Below are 21,271 nucleotides of genomic sequence, written 5' to 3' on the forward strand. Positions count from 1 at the left end.
CGTCCGTCACAACGCTGGTGAGCAACGTTCGTCGTCGTTCGAGTCCAGGAGGCTTGGGTTCGTCGCCTCCCTCACCGATAGCGGTGACGGGGTGTATTCTTTGGTTTCTCTTCGATTTTCGTCCGTTCGAGTCGTGCTGGATCGGTCGCTGTCCTTGTCGTTGCCATCCTGGCCGGCGACCCCGTCCTCCGTCTCGCGATTTACCCGCGTATCAGATATCGTCGTCTTCGACGATCGGCGACACGTCACCTCGGTGGCAGATTTCGGTATCCAGGGGCGCGCCAGCCCTGATTTAGTCGAACGCTCGTCGCTCGCATCGCTACTCGAGACCTTCGAGTGCTCGACGTTCACGTCGCACTGTCGGCGAGCACGTTAAGGGAACGAGACGACGCTCGCCGGCGGCCGCTCCCCGCCGGAACTCGTCAGGTCAATTAGCCGGCCGCCTCGGTCAGCCGCTGGATTTCGTCGTCCGCGAGCGAGAGCTGCGACGCCGCGACGTTCGACTCGACGTGATCCGGATCCGACGTGCCGGGGATCGGGAGGAGGACGTCGGCTCGCTTGAGCAACCACGCCAGTGCGACCTGGCGCTGCGTCGCATCGTGTTCAGCTGCGATTTCGTCGAGGAGGTCGCCGTGTGCCTCGAGGTCGTCGCCGTCGATCGGTGCCCACGGGATGAACCCGATGTCGTTCTCGACACAGACCTCCAGAACGTCCGCCGACGAACGGTCGTTCACGTTGTACCGGTTCTGGACGGTGGCGACCTCGACCTGTTCGCGCGCTTCGTCGAGTTGTTCCGGAGAGACGTTGCTGAGGCCAACCTCGCGAACGAGCCCCTCGTCTTTGAGTTCGGCGAAGGCCGCCACGGAATCCGCGAACAGCGTGTCGTCGTCCGGTCGATGGAACTGGTAGAGGTCGATGGCGTCGGTCCTCAGTCGATCGAGCGACGTGAGCACCTGGTTGCGAATGTAGTCCGGGTCACCGTGAGCGATCCAGTCGCCTTCGCGGTTGCGGAGCAGCCCCGCCTTGGTCGCGACGAGTACGTCGTCACGGTCGCCGAGCGCCTCACCGACGAGTCGCTCGCTGACGCCGGGGCCGTAGGAGTCCGCCGTGTCGACGAAGTCGACGCCGCAGTCGACGGCGCGTTGAACGACCTGTTGGGCGGCCTCCTCGTCCTCCGGCGGACCAATGATGTTGTCGCCGCAGAGACGCATCGCCCCGAACCCGAGGCGGTGGACGGTCGTGTCGCCGATCTCGAACGTATCGCTCTCGTTTGTGATCGAGTCACTACTCACGTCGGTGTCTCCGGTCCACGGCGGGATAACCGTTGGGCGGTCATTTGCCGTGTTCTCAGCGCCGAGGTCGTGCCACGACCTATCGAACTTGGGGGCTGCTCGAGTGAGAATCGCTTCTGATACGAGTGAAAAAGGGATGTCGCCTCCCGGATTTGAACCGAAGGAAGATGGTCGCTCTCGCTTCGCTCGAGCGCTGCGACTTCTAGGGTTCAAATCCAGTCGGGTGCAGTTTCACGGCCGACGGCTCACTCGCAGCGCTCGTTCGCGTTGTCGACCGTAGAAACATGCCGCCTCCCGGATTTGAAAAACGCGAGACTGGCGTCTCGCTTCCCCGCTCGCTGCGCTCGCGGGGACCGGGGACAGCTCGAACACGCGACGACCCCGCGTCTCTGCCTGCGTTTCGGACTCAACTATGAACGAAACGCTCGAACCCATCTCGCCTATTGAAGCGAAGGAAATGTACCTCAACGCGAGGAAACACGAGGTGTCGCAAAGCACCCTCGACGGGTATCATTACCGTCTCAAACACTTCATCCGTTGGTGTGATAACGTCGAAGGACTCGATAATATGAACGACCTCACCGGACGGAAGTTGCAACAATTCAAAACGTGGCGGCGGGACGATGGGAGTTTGAAACCCATCACGTTAGAAGGCAACCTCGATGCGCTCCGTGTATTCATCCGTTGGTGTGAGTCGATCGATGCCGTCACCGAAGGACTACACGATAAAATCGTGATGCCCGTCCTGAAGAAGCACGATGAACAAGCAGACGGTATCCTCGACGGTGACGATGCCGACGAACTGCTGTCGTACTTACGGCGTTTCAAATACGCCTCACGTCGCCACGTCGTTATCGAATTGTTCTGGCAAACGGGAATGCGTCTCGGGGCACTACGCTCGATCGATGTTACCGACTACGATCCCGAAAACAGATCGATCCTCCTCGAACACCGACCTAACTCCGATACGCCGTTGAAGAACGGTGAGGAAGGGGAACGTCTCGTTGCATTGACCTCGGAGTTGTGTCGTGTCCTCGATGACTGGATCGACCACAATCGCCACGACGTTACCGATGAATACGGACGTAAACCGTTGCTAACGACGGAGAACGGCCGGATACTGGGCTCGTCGGTTCGTGATGAAGTGTATTTTGTCACTCGCCCCTGCTTCTACGGTGTTGACTGTCCTGTTGGTCGTGACCCGGGTGAATGCGAAGCGACGAACTACGGGCATTACAGCAAGTGTCCCTCGAATGTGAGTCCTCACGATGTTCGCCGTGGATCAATCACGCACCACTTGTCGAACGACATCCCCGAGAAGGTCGTGAGCGATCGGATGAACGTGGGCATGGATGTTTTGGATATCCACTACGACAAACGGTCGGAACAAGTGAAGATGGAGCAACGACGTGCGTATCTTGAAAACGTTTAATCGGATTCATCTAAATCAGACACAGGAATTGAGTACAAATTGGTATCACGAAGTTGGTTCTCGAACTCATCAAGTAATGGTTGGCGGGCATGTGAGCATGCAGCGTAGGCATCACTTGCTTCTTGTGGTGTCGCGCTTTTTCCTTCGTGAATAATTTCGTGTCTCAACTCATAGGCCTCTTGTTTGAATTGTTGGAATTCGCTTGTGCCAACATAATCAAATCCAATGTGATCGGGTATATGATTGTAGCAAATGTTGTTGAATTTATCATACTCGCCATCAGTTTTGATTTTATCGTCTATCTTGCTCTGCGACCATCCATTAGCATCTAAAATTGTCTCAACAGCGGATTTCACCCAAAATTCTAAAAATCGGTATGATGCAATCACGGCTAAATCGTATTCTTGAGTACTCAGTTTATCTAATGCATCCAAATCCAGTTTTTGGTAAGGGTTGACTGGTGATTCATTAATTAATTTCACCCTCAATTTCTCATCCAAATCATTCGATATTGTACCGCCAAATCCTTGAAATTCTGAGGGGGTTATCGTCCTAGATATTTCTCGATAATTTTCATCATCCTCAAAAATACGAATCCCAAATTCCATTATCTCTTCAACACTCAGTGGTCGAATCCAGTATGCGTGAGACGCAGATTTGTACACTTCAAGAAATCTGTTGATGTATTTGACAGCACTGGTTATATAATATTCCGCCTCTGGATCCATTGAGGCGATATTAGACCCCCAAGCATGTTCCATTTTGTCTACCACAGTTGATGCTTCAAAATTATTGGGTGTCGTGCTGATGAATTCTTCGCCGAACCAAACTTGGACCTCGGCATATGATATTTTGCCAAGTCTATCTGCTTCTACTGTTCCAGCGATCTTTGCCCCTCCCGCTTGATTAGGTATCCTTTTAAATCGCAACTGTGCTGTTATCCCATCGATATTAATATTGTATGCATTTTCTTCATTAGAAATAGAATCTTCAACCCTTGGAGTGAATGGGATTACACACCTGATGGCGACTGTGTGCGGGTCTTCGTCCTGCTCGATCATTCTCATCGAAATTTGAACTAAATCTACATAAAATATGCTCATGGGTAGAACCGTTACCCAATTTCACTCTTTTCAGGATTGGTGGTTTTCTGTAGATTCTTCCAGTGAGAATGTGGGCAAACTGCTGAGGATTTTCATCTCACAATCATAAGGACTCGGGAGCTCGTCAACAAATGCTCGCACGAACCCTTCCGTTTCCGGTTCGATAAACACCTCCGCATCTGCGTGTATCGTCTCCCCTTCATTGTTTTCGTAAACCGTTGGGACGAGTAAGGGAATACCCTGGTCGATATACGCCTGGGAGACGTTTCTGAGCGCCTCGCTCTCTGTTTCAAGGTTTCCATCCGTGTCAATAGTCCCGACGACCTCGTCTTGTTCGTAATCGATTATCTCGACCGTCACGGTATCGTTGTGTGCCGATTCCATTCCCTCGGCAACCGATCGGGAAAATGATTCGTCCATCCACTCCTGAATTTTGCTGGCATCGGCGTCGGGATCGGGGCGCTCGGGTTCTTCCATGAGTTTTTATTGGAGTCAATGATATGTGACTGTAGCAGTTAATCTTCGCCTCTGAGCACCCATATGTATCATATTGATGAAGTTTAGACCAATCGTGGGGACGCGTTCCCCAACGTATTCCAAACCTTTATTAAAAGAGATGAACCCGACGCATTCATGCGTTTAGTTGTTTATAGGTTTCATCTATGCCACACGTTTGATTCGATGTGAACGCCCGTACCCGTTACCACTCGAAACTTTTGACAAACGACACTTTGGATTACGAATCCGGGAAGGGTAATCCCTTTGGCCAAGCGAACTCGGGGTTTAGTTCGATAACATTCGTTTGACCACCTTGAACTGTTTCAGTATCGTGATATGCCAGACCGAGAGAATCAAGCGTATTCATTCGGTCTGTTGCTGTCTCGTGAGCAACCCCAAGCCGGTCAATCACATTACGCGTTTTGAGACGCTCACCGAGATCCAGTTGTAACAACTCACGCAGGAGGTCACGACGCTTTTTCGGGACTGTACTCAACGCGACACGGCCACAAATCTCGAGATCGTCGATCGTGATTTGACGACGATTATATAGAAGGGCATGACCTCGCGCGATATTTTTCATCATGTCTGTTATCCGTCCTGGATCTTCGCACTCTCCGCCCATAGGCGCTCGAGCGTGAACGACTAACCTCGAGAGATACATCAATCCCTCACCAACATTCTCGTTGGGCGTCTTCTTCCAGTCAACACTATTTGGACCGCCATGATCTGACCAAAGATCATCGAGATAATGCTGAATAGACTGTGTCATTTCGCTCACTTTTTGCCCGTACTCACTTTCACCAAAGACGATATTACGGTAAACGTCCTCCTCGTCTCGACTTGGCATCTCGACAAATAGGAATCGGTTACCCGTATGCCCCATCATCTCCCAATCCTGCTGCTTTAGCGGTGTGGTCGCACCGATGAAATTGAACCGATAATCACCCTGGTACCCACGACGACCGTGGGTTCCTGAGTCACTCGTGAAACCGGTTCCGTCCATCACGCGGACTAAACGTGCCATCTTTTCCTTTCTAACCCCCCAATCGCCACCGAACCAGTTCGCCATCTCTGGATTCAGTAGTGTTTTGTGTTTGATTCGAGGAATGAGATCGTCATCTGCCAACTCGTCCTTGTCTCTTGAGGCGTCGTGACTGACGAACGATGCTGGTGTAACCTCGTCCGAGCGGTAAAACTGCGAGTGCAGACCTTCGAACGGTTTCAGCGCAGTGGTTTTGCCTGCTCCCGATGGTCCTTCGACAATCAACCCGAAACAACTCTCGATGCCATTGATGAACAATGTTGCATGAACGGACATCACTGCCTCAGTTACGTGCCACATCCGCTCGTCAAAGTTTTCGAGAACATCACCGCGAACGTTGTAGTCCTCGATATTGACGTTGGTGTGCTGGTTCGTGGTTCCCGTTCTATCATCCGCTAGACCCCAAGTCATGTTGGCACCTGCTTTTGGATGACAAGGCCTAGGTGAAGTGAACGCGAAGTGTCGCATGGAATTCCGGTTTTCACCATTATCTATTCCTCCAGGCGTTCCTCTCGATATTGCTTCATTAGATCGTGAAGCACATCGTCGTATGTTTGTCCGCCGGTCTTCAACGCTCGAAGTTCGTCACGCGTTTTTGCTCCGAGCGCAATGGTTGTTCGATCCATTGTATAACATTATACGAATTAGACCCGCCTGTATCACTCGACAGAAAATAGGGGTGTTCTCTGGGTCGAAGAGTTGACATGGTACGCAACAGCACACTTGACATGTGTCTACCCCAGACGTTCCTAAATAGGTTAAATGGGGGGAGAAGAAGATGCTTGACGTCTAAGCGGGGGGAGAGTCATTCCGATGGATGACATGGCACCAGCACCTCCAACTGCTTACGTCGCCTGCTGCTAACGCGCCCTCGAAGGAGAATGGAGACAAAAACCGGGATTTGAAAAATGTAGGTCCCGCAGTAAGAAGGAGAGTATACTATTGAGCGTGATTCGGTGCGCCGGAATAGTGGGGGGATCGAATTCAAGAGTTCCGATTTGTTGTTTAGAATGGTGAGCGTTGCAAATTGCGCATAAGAGACGTCAGTAAAGTACGCCTCAGTCATCCATCGGAAATTGACGAATCAACCCTAATTATCACACAAAACTAAGTCGGTGCGGTTCGTACTTCGGCACAACCATGGGTGATCCTGAACGTCTATCGGCGGACGCGTTATATAATCTCCTATCCCATCACCGCCGGCGCACGATTCTTGAGTTGCTCTTGGCCCATGAGCAGAAGTTGACGTTATCGGATCTCACGAATGAAATTGCCGTGCGAGAATATGACGATGAAATCACGGAAATCTCGGGGGACAAAATCATGGACATCCATATTTCGCTTTATCATGTACACATTCCGAAATTGGCAGAAACCAATATTATTGAGTACGACCAATCACGCGGTATCATTGATCCGACAGAGAATCTTCAAAAATTAGAATCACAACTCCCCCCCCAATTATTGAACGGGAAACCTCTTCGGAATAATCGTCAAATCATTCAAGGTACTCATTGCGGAGACGACAGCACATTCGCGTCTCTCACGATCTAGGGTCAATAGGATACATTGTAGGGCATTACATTGAAACACCGCTGAGATCGCCTGCTCTTGCGTCGTCTCGATTATCAACGTGGAACGGGTGTCGCGCGCGCGAGTCGTCCACTTTCACTCATCCAACTTCATTTAGTACACTCTCGGACGTCGAATGACGTGAAACGCAAGCAAGCGCGAGGTCGCGTGCTGTGACGGGTTCAAATCTCCCGACGATTTCCCGTCGAAATCGGGTCAATCGCAACGCTGTCCGGTGATTGTGGTTCGACCCGAAACAAGGATGCCGCCTCCCGGATTTGAACCGGGGACAGCTCGATCTTCAGTCGAGTGCTCTCCCAGTCTGAGCTAAGGCGGCTCACTCCTACCTCCGGCGATGATATAAAAAAGGATTTCGAATGCCGCTCGAGCGACGGCGGAGGAGTGAGTTGGATAGCCGCTACGAACGATAACATCTTTCACCGAGGTATTCTTTCGAAACGCAATGGCGATTCCAGACTCGCCCGACGGGGCACCGGCCTCTCCCAGAGAAGCTGGCAAGTCCCTCTACGAAGGAACGCTCGACGTATTGATGACCGGCATCGCGATCATCGTTCCGCTCGTCATCACCCTCTACGTGTTGCAGATCGTCCTCGATTTCATCACCAACGCGCTGGTTCCGTTCATCGAACTCCTGCAGTGGTTCGGGATCATCGACTGGTTCCGACGCACGGAACTCGTCGGCGCTCTCGTCCAGATGGGGCTCTACCCCTACATTATCGGCTTTCTCACGGAACTCATAACTCTCGCACTCCTGTTAGGGATCGTCATCGTCGTCGGATCGATTGGCCGCCACCGCTACGGTGAGCGAGCCATCGAAATGGTCGACCTCGCAATCGCCGCTATTCCCGGGTTCGGAACCGTCTACAAGAGCTTTCGTCGCATGGGCGACGTCATGCTCGACAACGAGGCGGAGAACTTCCAGGAGATCAAACTCGTCCAGTGTTTCGATGACGACATCTACGTGATCGGCTTCGAGACGAGTACGTCGCCAGAGACGATCGCGGACGTGACCGGCCACGACGAGATGGTCACGCTGTTCATCCCGCTCGCGCCGAACCCGGTTACCGGCGGGTTCCTGACGCACGTCCCGAAAAGCCGCGTCATGGACGTCGACATGACGATCGAGGAGGGCGTCCGGAGCATCCTCACGAGCGGCGTCGCCACCGGTGAATCCGCCAGCGACCCAACCCCGGTCACCATGGGCGACCTCGAGAAGGTCACGGACATCGACCGACTCCAAGAAGCGATTACCACCGACGACGGATCCGTCGACGATGATGGCGAATCACGGTAACTGGAGGTCGAACCCTACCACTGCGCCGGTGTTCATCATGGTATCCGACGATTGGTAATGGACCGACGACGCCCGTTTGTCTCGAGAGAATCGACGATGTGAGGGCGGTCGAAGGGACCTCAACACCTTGCACACACAACCCCCGTTCGTAGGTTGAGGGCTGTAGTACGTGTAACGGTAATGCTTGGTACACTTCGAGCGTTCGCCCAGGAAGCGATTAGCCTCGTCATCGCGATAATCACGTTTCCGTTGCGATTACTCCGGTCGCTACTGTAGCGACCCATCCGGGAGCGGTGGACTGCCCGATTCGCCACCCACTGCTCGCCACTGTTGGGCGACTCGGGGCCACCGCCCCATCCAGCAGGATTCGGGCCACGACCGTCGGGGGTCCGTGCTCTCCCGCTTCGTTGGCCAGACTGTTCGACCGTCCGATCGCTCGAGCGTTCGATCCCTCGAGCGTCGGTAGACGCATCGATTCCGATAGTCGACCATTACGCCGGCGTATGTTGGAATTTCGGATATTCAAGACACCCTTTTCAGCGCCGCTCGCCTATGATATGGTATGGAAGCGCTTCCCTCGAGTGAGGCAGACGAGCAACTCACGGCGGACGTAATTCTGGAGTTGCTCGCCAACCGCCGTCGTCGGTACCTCCTCTACGCGCTTCGCGGCCGCACGGTGCCCATCGAGTTATCGAAACTGGCCGAAGAAGTCGCTGGCTGGGAGCACGACGTGCACCCCGACGAGGTCGCGAAAAACGAGTACAAGAGCGTGTACGTTTCATCGGTCCAGTGTCACGTTCCGAAGCTCGCCGACGCCGGCGTGGTCGACCACGACGAGGACAACCACACGGTCATCCTCGCCGAGAACTTCGAACAGCTCGAGCCGTATCTCAGGGTGGTGATCAAGGACGAACCCGAGAACTCGCGGCTCCACGATGCGCTCGAGGTCGAACGCGGCGACGGGTTGCTCGGGTCGCTTCGCCAGCGGCTCAAGTCCTGACTGCACGGGTTCCGACGTTCAACGCATCGTCTCGAGGTGAGTTCTGTAGTGGGACGTTCTTTCTCGCGTCGCTTGGGTGATTCTCCTGGGCCTGGAGACGAATCGATCGAACTCGATTTGCTTCGGTCCGTTCGTCGCCTTTCTCGTGCGTGGTCTCGACATCCGTCCTCTACTCGAGCAACTCCTGGACGGTAACGGAGATCGTTCACGTGTTGGCTTTTGCCGTTGCTCGAGGTGTGGGTTCTCACGGGATGTGTCGTTCGTACCGCCGCACGAAGGTTGTTCTGTGGCTCGCGGTATTGGTGGTCACTAAGATGGGCTCGAGCGGGTTCGAACAACGCGAAGACGGTCGCTCTCGCGTTCGCTCGAGCGCTGGGACTTCTCTCGTTGGAACCCACCACTCGCGTACATTCCTGTGACTCACTGTCGTTCGTCCCAGGAATGGGCTCGGGCGGGTTCGAACCACCGACCTCGGCCTTGTAAAGGCCGCGTCATAACCAGCTAGACCACGAGCCCGTATCCGACCAGAGCGGGCCCGTGCGAATAACCTTTACTTTCTCGGGTCGAAGACGAACCTGGATGCGACAGTCCTACAGGCGCGTCTGGTCTGCGCTCGTCGTCGTGGTCGTCGTGGTCGTCGTCGGCTACGGGCTCGTCCAACTCTCGATTCTCCCCGCGCCATGGACCACCGACGCAGGGGACGTCCGGGTCGTCGACGAGGGCGGGACCACCAAACTCGCCGTCGACGTCGAGGTCGCCGATACCTGGGAGGAGCGCTACACCGGTCTCAGCGACCACGACTCCCTCGAGAACGGCACGGGAATGCTGTTCGTCTACAGCGACGAGGACGATCGCACCTACGTCATGCGCGAGATGGACTTCGACATCGACATCATCTTCATCGGGGCCGACCGCGAGATCACTGCAATCCACCACGCACGAGCGCCAGAGGCCGGCGAGGACGGCGAGGACCTCCGGTACTCCGGCGAGGCGAAGTGGGTCCTCGAGGTTCCACGAGGAACGGCCAACGAGTCGAATCTCGAGGTCGGTGACGAGGTCGAGATCGACCTCGAAGACTGACGCGCTCGCGTTTTCGACACGCAAAATCGGCGGTAACGAACGATTGTCTCGAACGCGAACGCTGTCTTCCGGCAACACGTTCCGGAGCTAACCGGTTGTGGTCGAGATATATTTCGATTCGTAGGCAACGTTTATTGCTGACCGTCCACTCAGCCAGTGCAATGAGTAGTGCTGATTGGGATGAAGACGACCCGTTCGAGGAACAACGGGAGAAGATCGACAATCCCATGCAACGCCTGGTGTTCGAGTATGGCCGGCCGTACTGGTTCTCAGTTACGTCCGGGATTACCGCGAGCGTTTTCGCCCGTTTGCTCGATCTGATTCCGCCGATTTTGCTCGGACTGGCGATCGACGCGATATTTCTGCAGGACCGCCCCTTCAACCTACGGTTCGTTCCGAGCGAGTGGTTGCCGACCGAACAGGCCGATCAGTTCACCCTGACGGTCGTCATTATTGCGCTCTCGTTTACGATCGGCGCGGCGTTTCACTGGCTTCGCAACTGGGGGTTCAACGCGTTCGCACAGGACATCCAGCACGACGTGCGAACGGACACCTACGACAAGATGCAGCGCCTCGACATGGAGTTCTTCGCCGACAAGCAAACCGGCGAAATGATGTCTATTCTCTCGAACGACGTCAACCAACTCGAGCGATTTCTCAACGACGGGCTCAACTCGGCGTTCCGGCTCGGGGTGATGGTCCTCGGGATCGCTGCGGTGCTGCTGACGATCAATCCGCAACTGGCCCTCGTCTCGATGGCCCCCGTGCCCCTGATCGCCGTCTTCACGTACATCTTCGTCAAGAAGATCCAGCCGAAGTACGCCGCGGTGCGCTCGAGCGTCGGGGAGGTCAACTCCCGCCTCGAGAACAACCTCGGGGGCATCCAGGTGATCAAGGCCGACAATACCGAAAACTACGAATCTGGGCGCGTCGAGGACGTCTCCCGGAAGTACTATGACACGAACTGGGGGGCGATTACCATCCGGATCAAGTTCTTCCCCGGTCTCCAGATCATCTCGGGTATTGGGTTCGTTCTGACGTTCCTCGTGGGCGGCTACTGGGTGTTCAACGGCGCGCCGGGGCCCTTCTCCGGAGAACTCGGTGTCGGCGAGTTCGCGACGTTCATCCTGCTCACCCAACAACTCGTTTGGCCGATGGCCCAGTTCGGACAGATCATCAATATGTACCAACGAGCGGAGGCTTCCGCCGAGCGTATCTTCGGTCTGATGGACGAACAGGGGCGCATCGAGACCGACGTCGACGCGCCCGACCTTGAGGTCGACGAGGGTCGCGTCGAGTACGACGACGTGACGTTCAGCTACGACGAGGAGGAGGTCATCGTCGACGACATCTCGTTCGACGTCCCTGGCGGCGAGACGATCGCTCTCGTCGGTCCGACCGGGGCCGGGAAGTCGACCGTCCTCAAGCTCCTGTTGCGCCTCCACGACGTCGACGACGGGGCCATCCGGATCGACGACCAGGACATTCGCGAGGTCTCCCTTCCGAGCCTGCGCCAGTCGATGGGGTACGTCGGCCAGCAGTCGTACCTCTTCTACGGAACCGTCAAGGAGAACGTCACCTACGGGACCTTCGACGCCAGCGAGGAGGAGATCGTCGAGGCCGCGAAAGCCGCCGAGGCACACGACTTCATCCAGAACCTGCCCGACGGCTACGATACGATGGTCGGCGAGCGCGGCGTCAAACTCTCCGGCGGGCAGCGCCAGCGGCTGTGTATCGCGCGAGCGATCCTCAAAGATCCCGAGATCCTCATCCTGGACGAGGCGACGAGCGACGTCGACACCGAGACCGAGATGCTCATCCAGCGGTCGATCGATCACCTCACGGAAGAGCGGACGACGTTCGCCATCGCTCACCGCCTCTCGACGATCAAGGACGCCGATCAGATCATCGTCCTCGAGGGCGGCGAAATCGTCGAACGGGGTTCCCACGACGAGTTGATCGAAAATGACGGCCTCTATGCCCACCTGTGGGGCGTGCAAGCGGGCGAGATCGACGAACTCCCCCAGGAGTTCATCGAGCGTGCCCAGAAACGGACGGCGCGGACGCAGGCGCGTCGCGGCGGGGATTGAGCGTTAGAAGGACTCGTCTTCGGACTGGACGTCCTCACCAGAGGGGTTGTCCTTCTGTCGCTCCTCGCCGGGTGCGGGCGGCGTCCGATCGCTGTAGTTCTTCCGTCCGATTGCCTCGTCGCCGACCATGTTCATGACGGCCTGTTCGACCTCTTCGTAGGACTGGTACTCGTCCTCGTTCAGCGGCTCGATGAGTTCCTCGAGCGTCGCGGTCTCCTCGCCCATCTCGAGTTCGATGTCGCCGTGATTCTCGAGCAGTTCGTCCTGTGAAACGGGGTAGTCGTAGTCCTTGAGTTCGTCCTGGAGCGCCCCCAATTCGATGCCGAGTTCGCGGGAATCTTCGCTCATGGGTGACTGTCCACCACCGTGCGGGAAACCAGTTTTCCCTGCCATCGCGTGGTTCGTTGAAGGGCCGGTGGGAGAGCGCGATGCGTGCGTTGCGGTGGCTACAAGGCCCGACCGCCCCTCGTGGCGACTATGCACCTCGAGGAGGCCACCTGGACCGACGTCGCCGATTGCGAGACCGACCTCGCCGTCCTCCCGCTCGGAAGCACCGAACAGCACGGCCCCCACGCGCCGCTCGGGACGGACGTATTCACTGCCGAAGCCGTCGCGGACGCCGCCCTCGAGCGAATCGACCGCGAGGTGATCCGCGCCCCGGCGATCCCGGTCAGCGTCGCGGAGGAGCACCGCCACTTTCCGGGGACGATGTGGGTCTCGCCCGACACCTTCCGGGCGTACGTTCGCGAATCGATCGACAGCCTCGCCCACCACGGGTTCGACCGCGTCGTGATCGTCAACGGCCACGGCGGGAATGTCGACGCACTGCGGGAGGTCGCGGCGACGATCACCCGCCACGACGACGCGTACGCGGTCCCGTTCACCTGGTTCGAGGCCGTGGGTGAGCACGCGAGCGAGATGGGACACGGCGGGCCTCTGGAGACGGCGCTCTTGCGCCAGTGCTGTCCCGGCCTCGTCCGCGAGGACCGACTCGAGGACGCGAGGGCAGGTGCCGCCGAGCGCTGGGGCGAGTGGGTCAGTTACGCGAACCTGGCGGTCGATTCGGCCGAGTTCACCGAAAACGGGGTTGTCGGCGATCCGACGGCGGGCGACGAGAAACTGGGCGCGGAGCTGCTCGAGTTAGCTTCGGCGGGCCTCGAGCGGTTGCTCGAGGCAGTCGCGGAGCGGGACGTGTCGGGTCCCGAGCGACGGTAGCGCCGGCGGTGGCTGTCGCGTTTCGAGGTTCGGGTTTCGGACGTGGGCTGGTGTCGTGTTATTCGTCGTCTTCTTCCGCTTCTGCTTCGTTCTCGTCTTCGTCGTCAGCCTCCTCGCTCCCCGCATCCTCGAGCGTCCCCCGAAGCGCGGGAATCGTCGCCGTGAGTTCGCCGACCTGCTCGCCCGCGTCGGTGATGTTCTCGAGGGCCTCCTCCAGGTCGGCGATCTCTTCCTCGAGGTCGTCGGCGTCCTCGAACGCGTCGGCGCGTTCGCCCATCGTGTACCACTTCTTGGCGTCACGCAGGTGGTCCTCGGCGTCGCCGACGTCGAGGGCGGACTTGAGGCCGTTGAGCACGCCGAGGACGTTCTCTGCGTCGGTCTCCCAGATGTCGTCGGCGTCGGGGAGGGCGTCCCAGGCGTCTGCGAGGGAGGATTCGACGTCCGAGCGCATCTCGGAGGCGGCTTCCCCGAACAGTTCGTCGTCGTCCAGTGAGGCTTGACTCATGGCGCCCACTTCACGGGCACCGGGGTTAAAAGATAGCCCGAAAGTGAAAGTGAACATGCGGTGAACGAGGGCTCTCGAGGGAAAATGGCGTCCCAGATTCGAAACGGTTGACACGGGCGTCGATTTCGGTGACGGCTCGTACGGTTGGCCGGAGTGGTTCGTGCGGTTGGCCGTCCTAGCAATAGGAGTAGGCTCGAGACGCTACGATGACTCGAGGCCCGACCGCTCGTTGTGCGAACCGACCAGTTTCGTCGCGAAGAGGTCGGCCGTCGGCTCGAGCGAACCGTAGAGGACGACCGCGAGGGCGACGAGCAGTGGCAGCGCCAGGAGTAGGAAGACCACGTCGTACAGCCACCCGAACCCACCCAGCAACGGCGTGACCGCCGCGGCCAGTCCTCGATGGGCGACGAGGACGGCCGCGAGGACGGTCGCGACCCGGGTCACGGATGCGACGCGCTCGGCGACCTCGGGAGCGTCTCGCAGTCCCGTCTTCACGAGGTCGGCCAGCGCTGGAGCGAGCAACAGGAGGAGGCCGACGACGGCGAGCGTCGCGACGGCGCTCATGAGGGCGGCGACGGTGAGCGGGGTCCCGGGGACGAGCCAGCCCGCACCTGGCAACAGCGTCGCCACCCACAGCACGACGACCACCGCGGCCGAGGCGAGTCCCAGCTTCGTCACTCGCTGCACCATTCGCGGGTCGAGCGTCGAACGACCGGATTCGTCTGAGTACATGACTGCAGTCGATGGCGACCACGGAGGGGGTAAAAAACGCCGACCATCGTCCGCGGGGTTCGCGACTGTTCTCCTCCGTTTGGGACCGTTCACGGGATTTAACGGGTCTATAGCGATCGAACGTGCTATCGGTTCACCGACTCGAGGCTCACCGACGCACCGACTCGAGGGCCATCAACGGGTAGCCGTCCTCCATCGCCATCCTGGTGACGACCTTGACGCCCTCGTAGGCGACGTCGATTTCGACCTCGAGGAACCGACCCGTGAGTTCCGTGTATTCGGCGGCACCCTCCTCGAGCGCGGCTTCGAGGACGTCCGTCCGAACGTCGACGCTCACGTCCGTGCAGTGGGGCTGGTTCTCGATCGCCTCCTCCATTGCCCGGGCGAGGCTGTCGGCGCTCTCGAGGCTGATGGGGGTGCCGGCGAACTGGTGGTAGAGCGAGCCGAACTTGATGCCGGCCTCGAAGCAGGCCTGCTGGGCGTCCGTTGGGACCTGACTCGAGCCGTCGGAATCGTCGGTGGACATAGGTTCACTTTCGCCTCCGGACTCGTGGTCGTTGCGGTCCGCGACGACGAGCGGAGCGCCGGAATTGGCGACTCTCTCGAGATCTGCACGAAGAGTAACCGATGTGAAGTTTTTAAGAGTCGGGAGCGACACGTAGTACGTATGGGTATCCTCTCTCGGACGTCGTACATCATCCGGTCGAAGCTCAACGCGATCCTCGACCGCTCGGAGGATCCGACGCAGACGCTCGATTACTCCTACGAACAGATGCGCGACCAGCTCCAGCAGGTCAAACGCGGCATCGCCGACCTGACGACACAGAAAAAGCGCCTCGAGATGCAGAAACGCCGTCTCGAGGAGAACGTCGAGAAACACAACGGGCAGGCTCGAACGGCGGTCCAGCAGGGCCGCGAGGACCTCGCTCGGAAGGCCCTCGAGAAAAAGAAGGCCAAGATGAACCAGATCGAGGAACTCGAGCGCCAGGTCTCGGACCTGCAGAACCAGCAGGACCGACTGATCGAGCAGAAAGACGAACTCCAGGGGCGCATCGAGGAGTTCCGCACGAAGAAGGAGACGATGAAAGCCCGGTACGAGGCCGCGGAAGCGAGTTCCACGGTGTCGGAGGCGATGACTGCCACGGGGGAGGAGTTCGAGGACGTCGGCCGGGCGATCGAGCGCGCCGAGGAGAAGACCGAGGACATGGAGGCTCGCGCCGCCGCGATGGACGAACTCCACGAGTCGGGCGCATTCGAGGACGTCCTCTCCGATAAGGACAGCATCGACCGCGAACTCGAGTCCATGTCGACCGACAGCGGCGTCGACGCCGAACTCGAGACGCTCAAGGCCGAGATGGGCGGCGAGGAGGCAACGGAGTCCGAGGCGGACGAAGAGGGTCTCGAGGCGGAGGTCGAAACTGAAACCGACGCCGAGGCCGACGTGAGCGACGCCGAGGTCGAATCGGAACTGGCCGAACTCAAAGAAGAAGAGGAGAACTGATCGCGAGCGCCGTTCCTCGAGTCACCCGGTCACGTCGGCTGGCTACGATCGAGTCGTAGCAGACGGTGAACGTCATTTCGAGCAAGAGTCGTAGATAGCCGCTCGCGCGGCGAGCGAGGAGGCGTTCTCGACCGGGAAATCTGGACCGTGCCGAGAGCACACTGGTCGAGACCGTCTGGCGGCTTCGCTCGCTAGGTTGGCGTCCCGAGCGCAGCGATATCGTACGCCGCGATGTCGGCAGGCGACTGAAGGACGATCACGGAAAATGCCCACGTCTGGCCGCTGTCGAGGTCGTTCACGTGCGAAAAGTAGACGCCGAGCATGTCGTCGGCGTCGTCGTAGACGCGGACGCGGATCTCGACGAGTGACAGCCGATCGTCGCCTTCGTTCTCGAGGGTCCCCTGGACGGTCGAACCCAGGTAGTTGTCCTCCAGGACGAACTCGTGATCGATGAAGGTGATTGCGTCGAGCGGCGAAACGCCCTCGGCGGGGCCGTCGTCCGCCAGCGCCGTGGCGGCGGTCATCTCCTCGGCCGTTCGGCTCTCGCCGTCGACGTCGACGGGGACGCGCTCCGTCTCTGCTCCCTGCTCGTCGTCCGTCCCGCCGTACGACGGGGTCGTTCCCGTTCCGAGGCAACCAGCGATCGACAGTCCGGCGACCGATCCGGCGGCAGCGAGGGCCCCACGCCGTGACGTCGAGGGTTCGGGGCACTCGCTCTGGTTGGTCGGTGGATCCGGCCGATCCGATCGCTCGTCGGCCGTGCTGTACGTGCTACACGTGCTCCTCGCCGATTTCGAGTCCGTATACTCGCCGTCCTGGTCGCTGGTTGCCATCGCACTTTTCACGTCGATGCCAACGGGGTTTAGTCTGTGGCATGCACCTGAACGGGTGTGGCCAGGAAGTGGCAGCCCCGCTGGTCGTCTCAGAGTGGATTCTGGATGGGTGTCGCCAGTCCCCCGAAACCGCGTTTGCGGGTGTCGATCGATCACGACATCCGTTTGCAACGACGACGTTTTTGCTCGTGGCCGGTGAACGCCGACTATGGTCGGTGACGAGACGAGTACAGCCGACGAGGCATCGGCCTCGAGACGACGACCGAACGCGCTCGCTCGCTTCCAGCGGTGGGTGCTCGTGGATGGCGACCGGCTGGTCGTCGCCGCGTGTATTTCGGTCGGCACGTTCCTGTTCTTCCTGGGGCTGGAGTGGCTCGGCGTCATCTCGTTCGCCAACGCCAACTCGATCACTCGGATGGCCAGCGGGATGGTCGCCGGGACGTTCTCGCTGGTCACGCTCGTCGTCTCGATCAACCAGCTCATCCTCTCACAAGAATTCACGTCCGCCGGAGCGGCAGAGGATCGACTCGAGGGCGTCGAATCCTTCCGATCCGAGGTCGCGGAGACGATCGGTGATCCGGTCGCCCCGGCGTCGCCGGCTCGCATTCTCGAGGAACTGTTCGTGTCAATCCACGAGGGAGCGACTGCCCTCGAAGACGAGACGGACACCCTCGAGGGCGACGTCCGGGAGGACGTTCGGCAGTACGTCCGCGCCGTCGAATCGGACATGGAACGCACCCAGGAGATCCTCTCGGGATCGGGTACCGAAACGTTCGGCGCGGTGTCGGTCGCCGTAAAGTACGACGCCTCGAGGCACCTCTACACCGCCAGGCGACTCGGGCAACGTCACGAGGGTGCGTTCTCGCAATCGGCCCGCGAGGCTCTCGACCGAATTGTCGCGGATCTCGAGTTGTTCACGGTCGCCCGCGAACACATCAAAACGGTGTACCTCCAGCGGGAGCTGACCCGCTTTTCCCAGCTCACGATCCTGACGGGGGTTCCGGCGATCACGTCGGCGTTGCTGATCGGGTTTCTGTACGCCGGTCGGACGGGCGCGGTCATCGTGTTGCCGGCGCTACCGTGGGTAGTGAGCGGCCTCCTCGCTGTGGTCTTCGTACCGCTCGCGCTGTTGACGACCTACATCCTACGGACGGCGACGATCACGCGGCGGACGGTCTCTATCGGACCGCTGGTTCTCGAGTCCGAGTCGGAATCGACGCCGGATCGACGTGCACCCGACCCGGACTCCCGGTGAGACCGTTACTGGTCGACTGGAGCGCGTTTGAACTCGAATCGGTCACCGTCTCCATGTCCGTCCCCGTCCCCACCCTCGGCGAGCTGCTCCGGGAAGGTAGGAGCTGCCGTCTCGATCGCCTCGATTACGGCCGCGAGTTCGTCGAAGTTGTCGCCGCGGCTCGCACAGAACGGCTCGCGACTCCAGTCGACGTAGTCCCCGTCGCTGAGTAACGGCAAGTCCCGGTGGTGAAGCCGGACCGTGACGGCGCGCTGGTCCTCGCCGTCCCCGGGACACTGGGCGGCCTCCGGAAGGGCCACGGACTCGGCTGGCCCGGCCTCGAGCAGCGACGCCACGAGCTGACGCCTCGATGCCGCCGAAAGTGCCTCGAATACTCGATTCCACCGCTCGACGACCCGTGTTTCGGTGCGAGGCCGCTCGAATGCCATGGTCTCGTTGTTTCTACCTGCTGGCATAAATAGGTTGTGGATTGTTGACACACAACGCGATTCATCGGTTCGTCCCGACTGCGTTCGAGAACGTCGCCGGTCCCGGGTTTCGGGAACGGAGGACACCGGTATCGAACCTCAGGACCGAACGACGCCGGTCCCGGGCCGCTCGAGACCCTCGAGGTTGATGCGACCGCCCGGCATCGACACGCCATCGTAGGGGTCGTCCGCGAGCAACAGCGACCCGTCCAGGTCGGCGTAATCGAGTAGTGGCGCGAGGTGACAGGCTGCAGCGATCGAGGCGTTGGATTCGGTCATGCAGCCACACATCACCTGGAGGCCGTGTGCGCGCGCGGCGTGTACGATACGGCGCGCCTCGCGAAGACTCCCGCACTTCATCAGTTTCAAGTTGGCCACGTCACACCGCTCGGCGATCTGCGGCACGTCGGCTGCGGTGAGACAGGACTCGTCGGCGGCGATCGGCAGCGCCGCTCGCTCGTAGACGTACCGGAGCCCCTCCGGGTTCGTCGCCGCAACGGGCTGTTCGACGAACTCGAGGTCGTACTCGGCCAGCGCCTCGATCCGCGAGACCGCCTCGCGGGGCGTCCAGGCCTCGTTCGCGTCGACGTAGAGGCGAACGTCGGGGGCGACGTCGCGAATCGCCTCGATGATCTCGAGGTCGCGGTCGGTGCCGAGTTTGACCTTCAGCGTCCCGAAGCCGCGCTCGAGGGCGGTCTCGGTTTTCTCGCGCATCCGTTCGGTGTCGTCGATGCCGATGGTGTAGGAACTCTCGACCGTCTCGGTCGGATCGAGTCCCCAGTAGCGATAGAGCGGGACGTCGAGGCGCTTCGTCACGAGGTCGTGGAGAGCGATGCTGACGGCACACCGGGCGGCGGGATTGCGTTCGATCGTCTCGCGCAGCCGACGTTCGATTCGCTCGAGCTGGTGGGGATCGCCGACGTCCTCGACGACCGCCAGCAGGTCTGGCAGGACCGCCTCGACCGTCGCCGCCGTCTCGCCGTAGTGCGACGACGGCGCCGCCCCGCCAATACCGGCGGTTCCGTCCTCGTCCTCGATCCGGACGATCACGTTCTCGGCGGTCGTCTGCGTCCCGCGGGTGATGGTGAACGGGAACTCGAGCGGCATCGTCACCTGCTCGAACTCGGTCTCGAGGCTCACAGCAGCACCTCCAGCAGGTGGTCAGTCCCGTACCGGATGACGTCCGTGGCGGGTTTCTCGAGTTCGGTCTCGAAAGCGTCGACGGCCTCGCGGGCGTCGTCGTCCTCGAGCCCGTAGGTGTTGAGCGCGCCGGTGACGACCGAGGTTGGATGGACTGGCTCGGCGAGACTTTCGTAGAGATCGACGTAGGTTTGCATGGACGGGACCGCCACGCCGTAGTCGTACGCGAGCATCTCCCGTTCGGCCGCGTGACAGAGGACCAGTTTGTCGGCCATCGCGCCGTGGAGGATGCCACAGGTCACGGCGGAGTAGGCAGGGTGGATGATGCTCCCCTGTCCCTCGACGAACAGGTAGTCGTGGTCGTCGCCTTTCTCGAGGATCATCTCTTCGACCGATCCGGCCGTGAAGTCGCTGACGACCCGGTCGACGGGGTTGCCCCACCCCTCGATCATGATTCCCGTCTGGCCCGTGGGAACGACGGCGGCGTCGTGGCCCGCCTCGCGGGCGTCGCGGGCGAGTTCCATCGTCGCCGTCATCTTGCCGACCGAGCAGTCAGTGCCGACAGTCAGGATCACCTCCGCGTCGACCTCGTCGGCGACGCCTTCGGCGACCGTTAGCTCGTCGTGAGGCTTTCGGACGTCCCAGACGTCGGCGTCGTACTCGTCGGCAAGTGTGGCGAACTCCTCGTCGTCCTCGAGGAAGTAGTGCAGTCCCGAGATGAGGTCGCAGCCGTACTCGAGGCCCGTGCGCACGTCCTCGCGCCAGCTGGGGTCGAACCCGCCGCCGACTGGCGCGATGCCGATGAGCAAGGCGTCGACGCTCCCGGCCTCGAGGTCGGCCATGCTCGAGACGATGGGGGCGTCCTGGACGTCCGGGACGAAGTCGCTGACGCGGTTGCCGGCCGTCTCTCGGTCGAGAATGCCGACGACGTCGTAGTCCGCGTAGCGGAGCACGCCGAGGGCCGTCTTGGCGTGGTCGGGAAACTTTTCGTGAGCGAGGATAGCGACGCGCATGCGGGAGTATACGGTGAGGGGGAACCTTATTCTGTCGTCACCGGCGACCCGGCCAGCGTCGGTACGCGAGTGCTCGATGACGGTTTGGACGCGCTCCCGCTAGGGGCGTTCTCCGTGCCGTGGACGTTCGAGGCAACCCAGACACGCGTCCGCAGATACGGGTAGAATCACGACCTCGAGTCC

The 21,271-nt window shown here is 59.6% G+C and carries 21 protein-coding genes and 2 tRNA genes; 9 read left to right on the forward strand and 14 right to left on the reverse strand.

Annotation, left to right across the window (positions count from 1 at the left end; genetic code table 11):
- Positions 1–431 precede the first annotated feature (431 nt).
- The gene (locus tag NGM29_RS04110; protein WP_254159133.1) at positions 432–1,292 is read right to left on the reverse strand and encodes an aldo/keto reductase; all 861 of its coding nucleotides are present in this window, start codon (positions 1,290–1,292) and stop codon (positions 432–434) included.
- Positions 1,293–1,704: 412 nt separating this feature from the next.
- Here NGM29_RS04110 and NGM29_RS04115 point away from each other — a divergent pair, with 412 nt between their 5' ends.
- A complete protein-coding gene (locus tag NGM29_RS04115) occupies positions 1,705–2,724 on the forward strand; it encodes a tyrosine-type recombinase/integrase (protein ID WP_254159134.1) in 1,020 nt (339 codons plus the stop codon).
- On the opposite strand, the gene NGM29_RS04120 is transcribed toward NGM29_RS04115, so the two are convergent.
- From NGM29_RS04120 to NGM29_RS04130, 3 genes are all read right to left on the reverse strand, one after another.
- A complete protein-coding gene (locus NGM29_RS04120) occupies positions 2,721–3,791 on the reverse strand; it encodes a hypothetical protein (protein WP_254159135.1) in 1,071 nt (356 codons plus the stop codon). The genes NGM29_RS04115 and NGM29_RS04120 overlap by 4 nt on opposite strands.
- Before the next feature lie 66 nt (positions 3,792–3,857).
- Positions 3,858–4,304 carry a hypothetical protein gene (locus tag NGM29_RS04125; protein WP_254159137.1) on the reverse strand — a complete coding sequence of 149 codons (447 nt, stop codon included), beginning with the start codon at positions 4,302–4,304 and terminating at the stop codon, positions 3,858–3,860.
- A 259-nt stretch (positions 4,305–4,563) separates the two neighbouring features.
- A complete protein-coding gene (locus NGM29_RS04130; protein ID WP_254159139.1) occupies positions 4,564–5,781 on the reverse strand; it encodes a hypothetical protein in 1,218 nt (405 codons plus the stop codon).
- Positions 5,782–6,510: 729 nt separating this feature from the next.
- Between NGM29_RS04130 and NGM29_RS04135 the strand changes: the two genes are divergently transcribed.
- Positions 6,511–6,924, forward strand: coding sequence for a DUF7344 domain-containing protein (locus NGM29_RS04135; RefSeq protein WP_254159140.1), 414 nt, complete (start codon positions 6,511–6,513; stop codon positions 6,922–6,924).
- A gap of 281 nt (positions 6,925–7,205) precedes the next feature.
- On the opposite strand, the gene NGM29_RS04140 is transcribed toward NGM29_RS04135, so the two are convergent.
- Positions 7,206–7,279: transfer RNA gene (locus NGM29_RS04140), tRNA-Phe, on the reverse strand.
- Between the two features lie 126 nt (positions 7,280–7,405).
- Between NGM29_RS04140 and NGM29_RS04145 the strand changes: the two genes are divergently transcribed.
- Positions 7,406–8,257: a DUF502 domain-containing protein gene (locus tag NGM29_RS04145; protein WP_254159141.1), complete on the forward strand. Its 852-nt coding sequence runs from the start codon at positions 7,406–7,408 to the stop codon at positions 8,255–8,257.
- Positions 8,258–8,819: 562 nt separating this feature from the next.
- On the forward strand, positions 8,820–9,257 hold the full coding sequence (locus tag NGM29_RS04150) for a DUF7344 domain-containing protein (RefSeq protein WP_254159142.1): 438 nt from the start codon (positions 8,820–8,822) through the stop codon (positions 9,255–9,257).
- A gap of 442 nt (positions 9,258–9,699) precedes the next feature.
- Here the strand turns inward: NGM29_RS04150 and NGM29_RS04155 are convergent.
- A tRNA-Val gene (locus tag NGM29_RS04155) sits at positions 9,700–9,773 on the reverse strand.
- Positions 9,774–9,836: 63 nt separating this feature from the next.
- Between NGM29_RS04155 and NGM29_RS04160 the strand changes: the two genes are divergently transcribed.
- Both NGM29_RS04160 and NGM29_RS04165 read left to right on the forward strand, forming a co-directional pair.
- On the forward strand, positions 9,837–10,337 hold the full coding sequence (locus NGM29_RS04160; RefSeq protein WP_254159143.1) for a DUF192 domain-containing protein: 501 nt from the start codon (positions 9,837–9,839) through the stop codon (positions 10,335–10,337).
- A gap of 161 nt (positions 10,338–10,498) precedes the next feature.
- Entirely contained in the window at positions 10,499–12,427 is a 1,929-nt protein-coding gene (locus tag NGM29_RS04165; RefSeq protein ID WP_254159144.1) for an ABC transporter ATP-binding protein, read from the forward strand.
- Between the two features lie 3 nt (positions 12,428–12,430).
- On the opposite strand, the gene NGM29_RS04170 is transcribed toward NGM29_RS04165, so the two are convergent.
- Positions 12,431–12,775 carry a DUF5789 family protein gene (locus NGM29_RS04170; protein WP_254159145.1) on the reverse strand — a complete coding sequence of 115 codons (345 nt, stop codon included), beginning with the start codon at positions 12,773–12,775 and terminating at the stop codon, positions 12,431–12,433.
- A gap of 129 nt (positions 12,776–12,904) precedes the next feature.
- Here NGM29_RS04170 and NGM29_RS04175 point away from each other — a divergent pair, with 129 nt between their 5' ends.
- The gene (locus NGM29_RS04175) at positions 12,905–13,642 is read left to right on the forward strand and encodes a creatininase family protein (RefSeq protein ID WP_254159146.1); all 738 of its coding nucleotides are present in this window, start codon (positions 12,905–12,907) and stop codon (positions 13,640–13,642) included.
- Between the two features lie 58 nt (positions 13,643–13,700).
- Here NGM29_RS04175 and NGM29_RS04180 read toward each other — a convergent pair whose 3' ends face one another.
- The 3 genes from NGM29_RS04180 to NGM29_RS04190 form a co-directional block, all read right to left on the reverse strand.
- Positions 13,701–14,147 (reverse strand): DUF5790 family protein, encoded by a 447-nt coding sequence (locus tag NGM29_RS04180; protein WP_254159147.1) that lies wholly within the window; start codon positions 14,145–14,147, stop codon positions 13,701–13,703.
- A gap of 201 nt (positions 14,148–14,348) precedes the next feature.
- On the reverse strand, positions 14,349–14,879 hold the full coding sequence (locus tag NGM29_RS04185) for a hypothetical protein (protein ID WP_254159148.1): 531 nt from the start codon (positions 14,877–14,879) through the stop codon (positions 14,349–14,351).
- Between the two features lie 148 nt (positions 14,880–15,027).
- On the reverse strand, positions 15,028–15,405 hold the full coding sequence (locus NGM29_RS04190; RefSeq protein WP_254159149.1) for a dihydroneopterin aldolase family protein: 378 nt from the start codon (positions 15,403–15,405) through the stop codon (positions 15,028–15,030).
- A gap of 141 nt (positions 15,406–15,546) precedes the next feature.
- On the opposite strand from NGM29_RS04190, the gene NGM29_RS04195 reads away from it, so the two are divergent.
- Positions 15,547–16,380, forward strand: coding sequence for a PspA/IM30 family protein (locus NGM29_RS04195; RefSeq protein ID WP_254159150.1), 834 nt, complete (start codon positions 15,547–15,549; stop codon positions 16,378–16,380).
- A gap of 191 nt (positions 16,381–16,571) precedes the next feature.
- Here the strand turns inward: NGM29_RS04195 and NGM29_RS04200 are convergent, their stop codons facing one another.
- Entirely contained in the window at positions 16,572–17,213 is a 642-nt protein-coding gene (locus NGM29_RS04200; protein WP_311136838.1) for an FxLYD domain-containing protein, read from the reverse strand.
- Between the two features lie 208 nt (positions 17,214–17,421).
- Here NGM29_RS04200 and NGM29_RS04205 point away from each other — a divergent pair, with 208 nt between their 5' ends.
- Positions 17,422–18,468 carry a DUF7972 family membrane protein gene (locus NGM29_RS04205; protein ID WP_254159151.1) on the forward strand — a complete coding sequence of 349 codons (1,047 nt, stop codon included), beginning with the start codon at positions 17,422–17,424 and terminating at the stop codon, positions 18,466–18,468.
- Between the two features lie 5 nt (positions 18,469–18,473).
- On the opposite strand, the gene NGM29_RS04210 is transcribed toward NGM29_RS04205, so the two are convergent.
- The 3 genes from NGM29_RS04210 to NGM29_RS04220 form a co-directional block, all read right to left on the reverse strand.
- Positions 18,474–18,896 carry a hypothetical protein gene (locus NGM29_RS04210; protein ID WP_254159152.1) on the reverse strand — a complete coding sequence of 141 codons (423 nt, stop codon included), beginning with the start codon at positions 18,894–18,896 and terminating at the stop codon, positions 18,474–18,476.
- A gap of 138 nt (positions 18,897–19,034) precedes the next feature.
- On the reverse strand, positions 19,035–20,075 hold the full coding sequence (locus NGM29_RS04215) for a dipeptide epimerase (protein ID WP_254159154.1): 1,041 nt from the start codon (positions 20,073–20,075) through the stop codon (positions 19,035–19,037).
- Positions 20,072–21,088, reverse strand: coding sequence for an N-acetyltransferase DgcN family protein (locus NGM29_RS04220; protein ID WP_254159156.1), 1,017 nt, complete (start codon positions 21,086–21,088; stop codon positions 20,072–20,074). The genes NGM29_RS04215 and NGM29_RS04220 overlap by 4 nt, the downstream gene beginning before the upstream one ends.
- Positions 21,089–21,271: the final 183 nt, after the last annotated feature.

The sequence above is a fragment of the Natronosalvus rutilus genome (assembly GCF_024204665.1).
Lineage (GTDB): Archaea > Halobacteriota > Halobacteria > Halobacteriales > Natrialbaceae > Natronosalvus > Natronosalvus rutilus.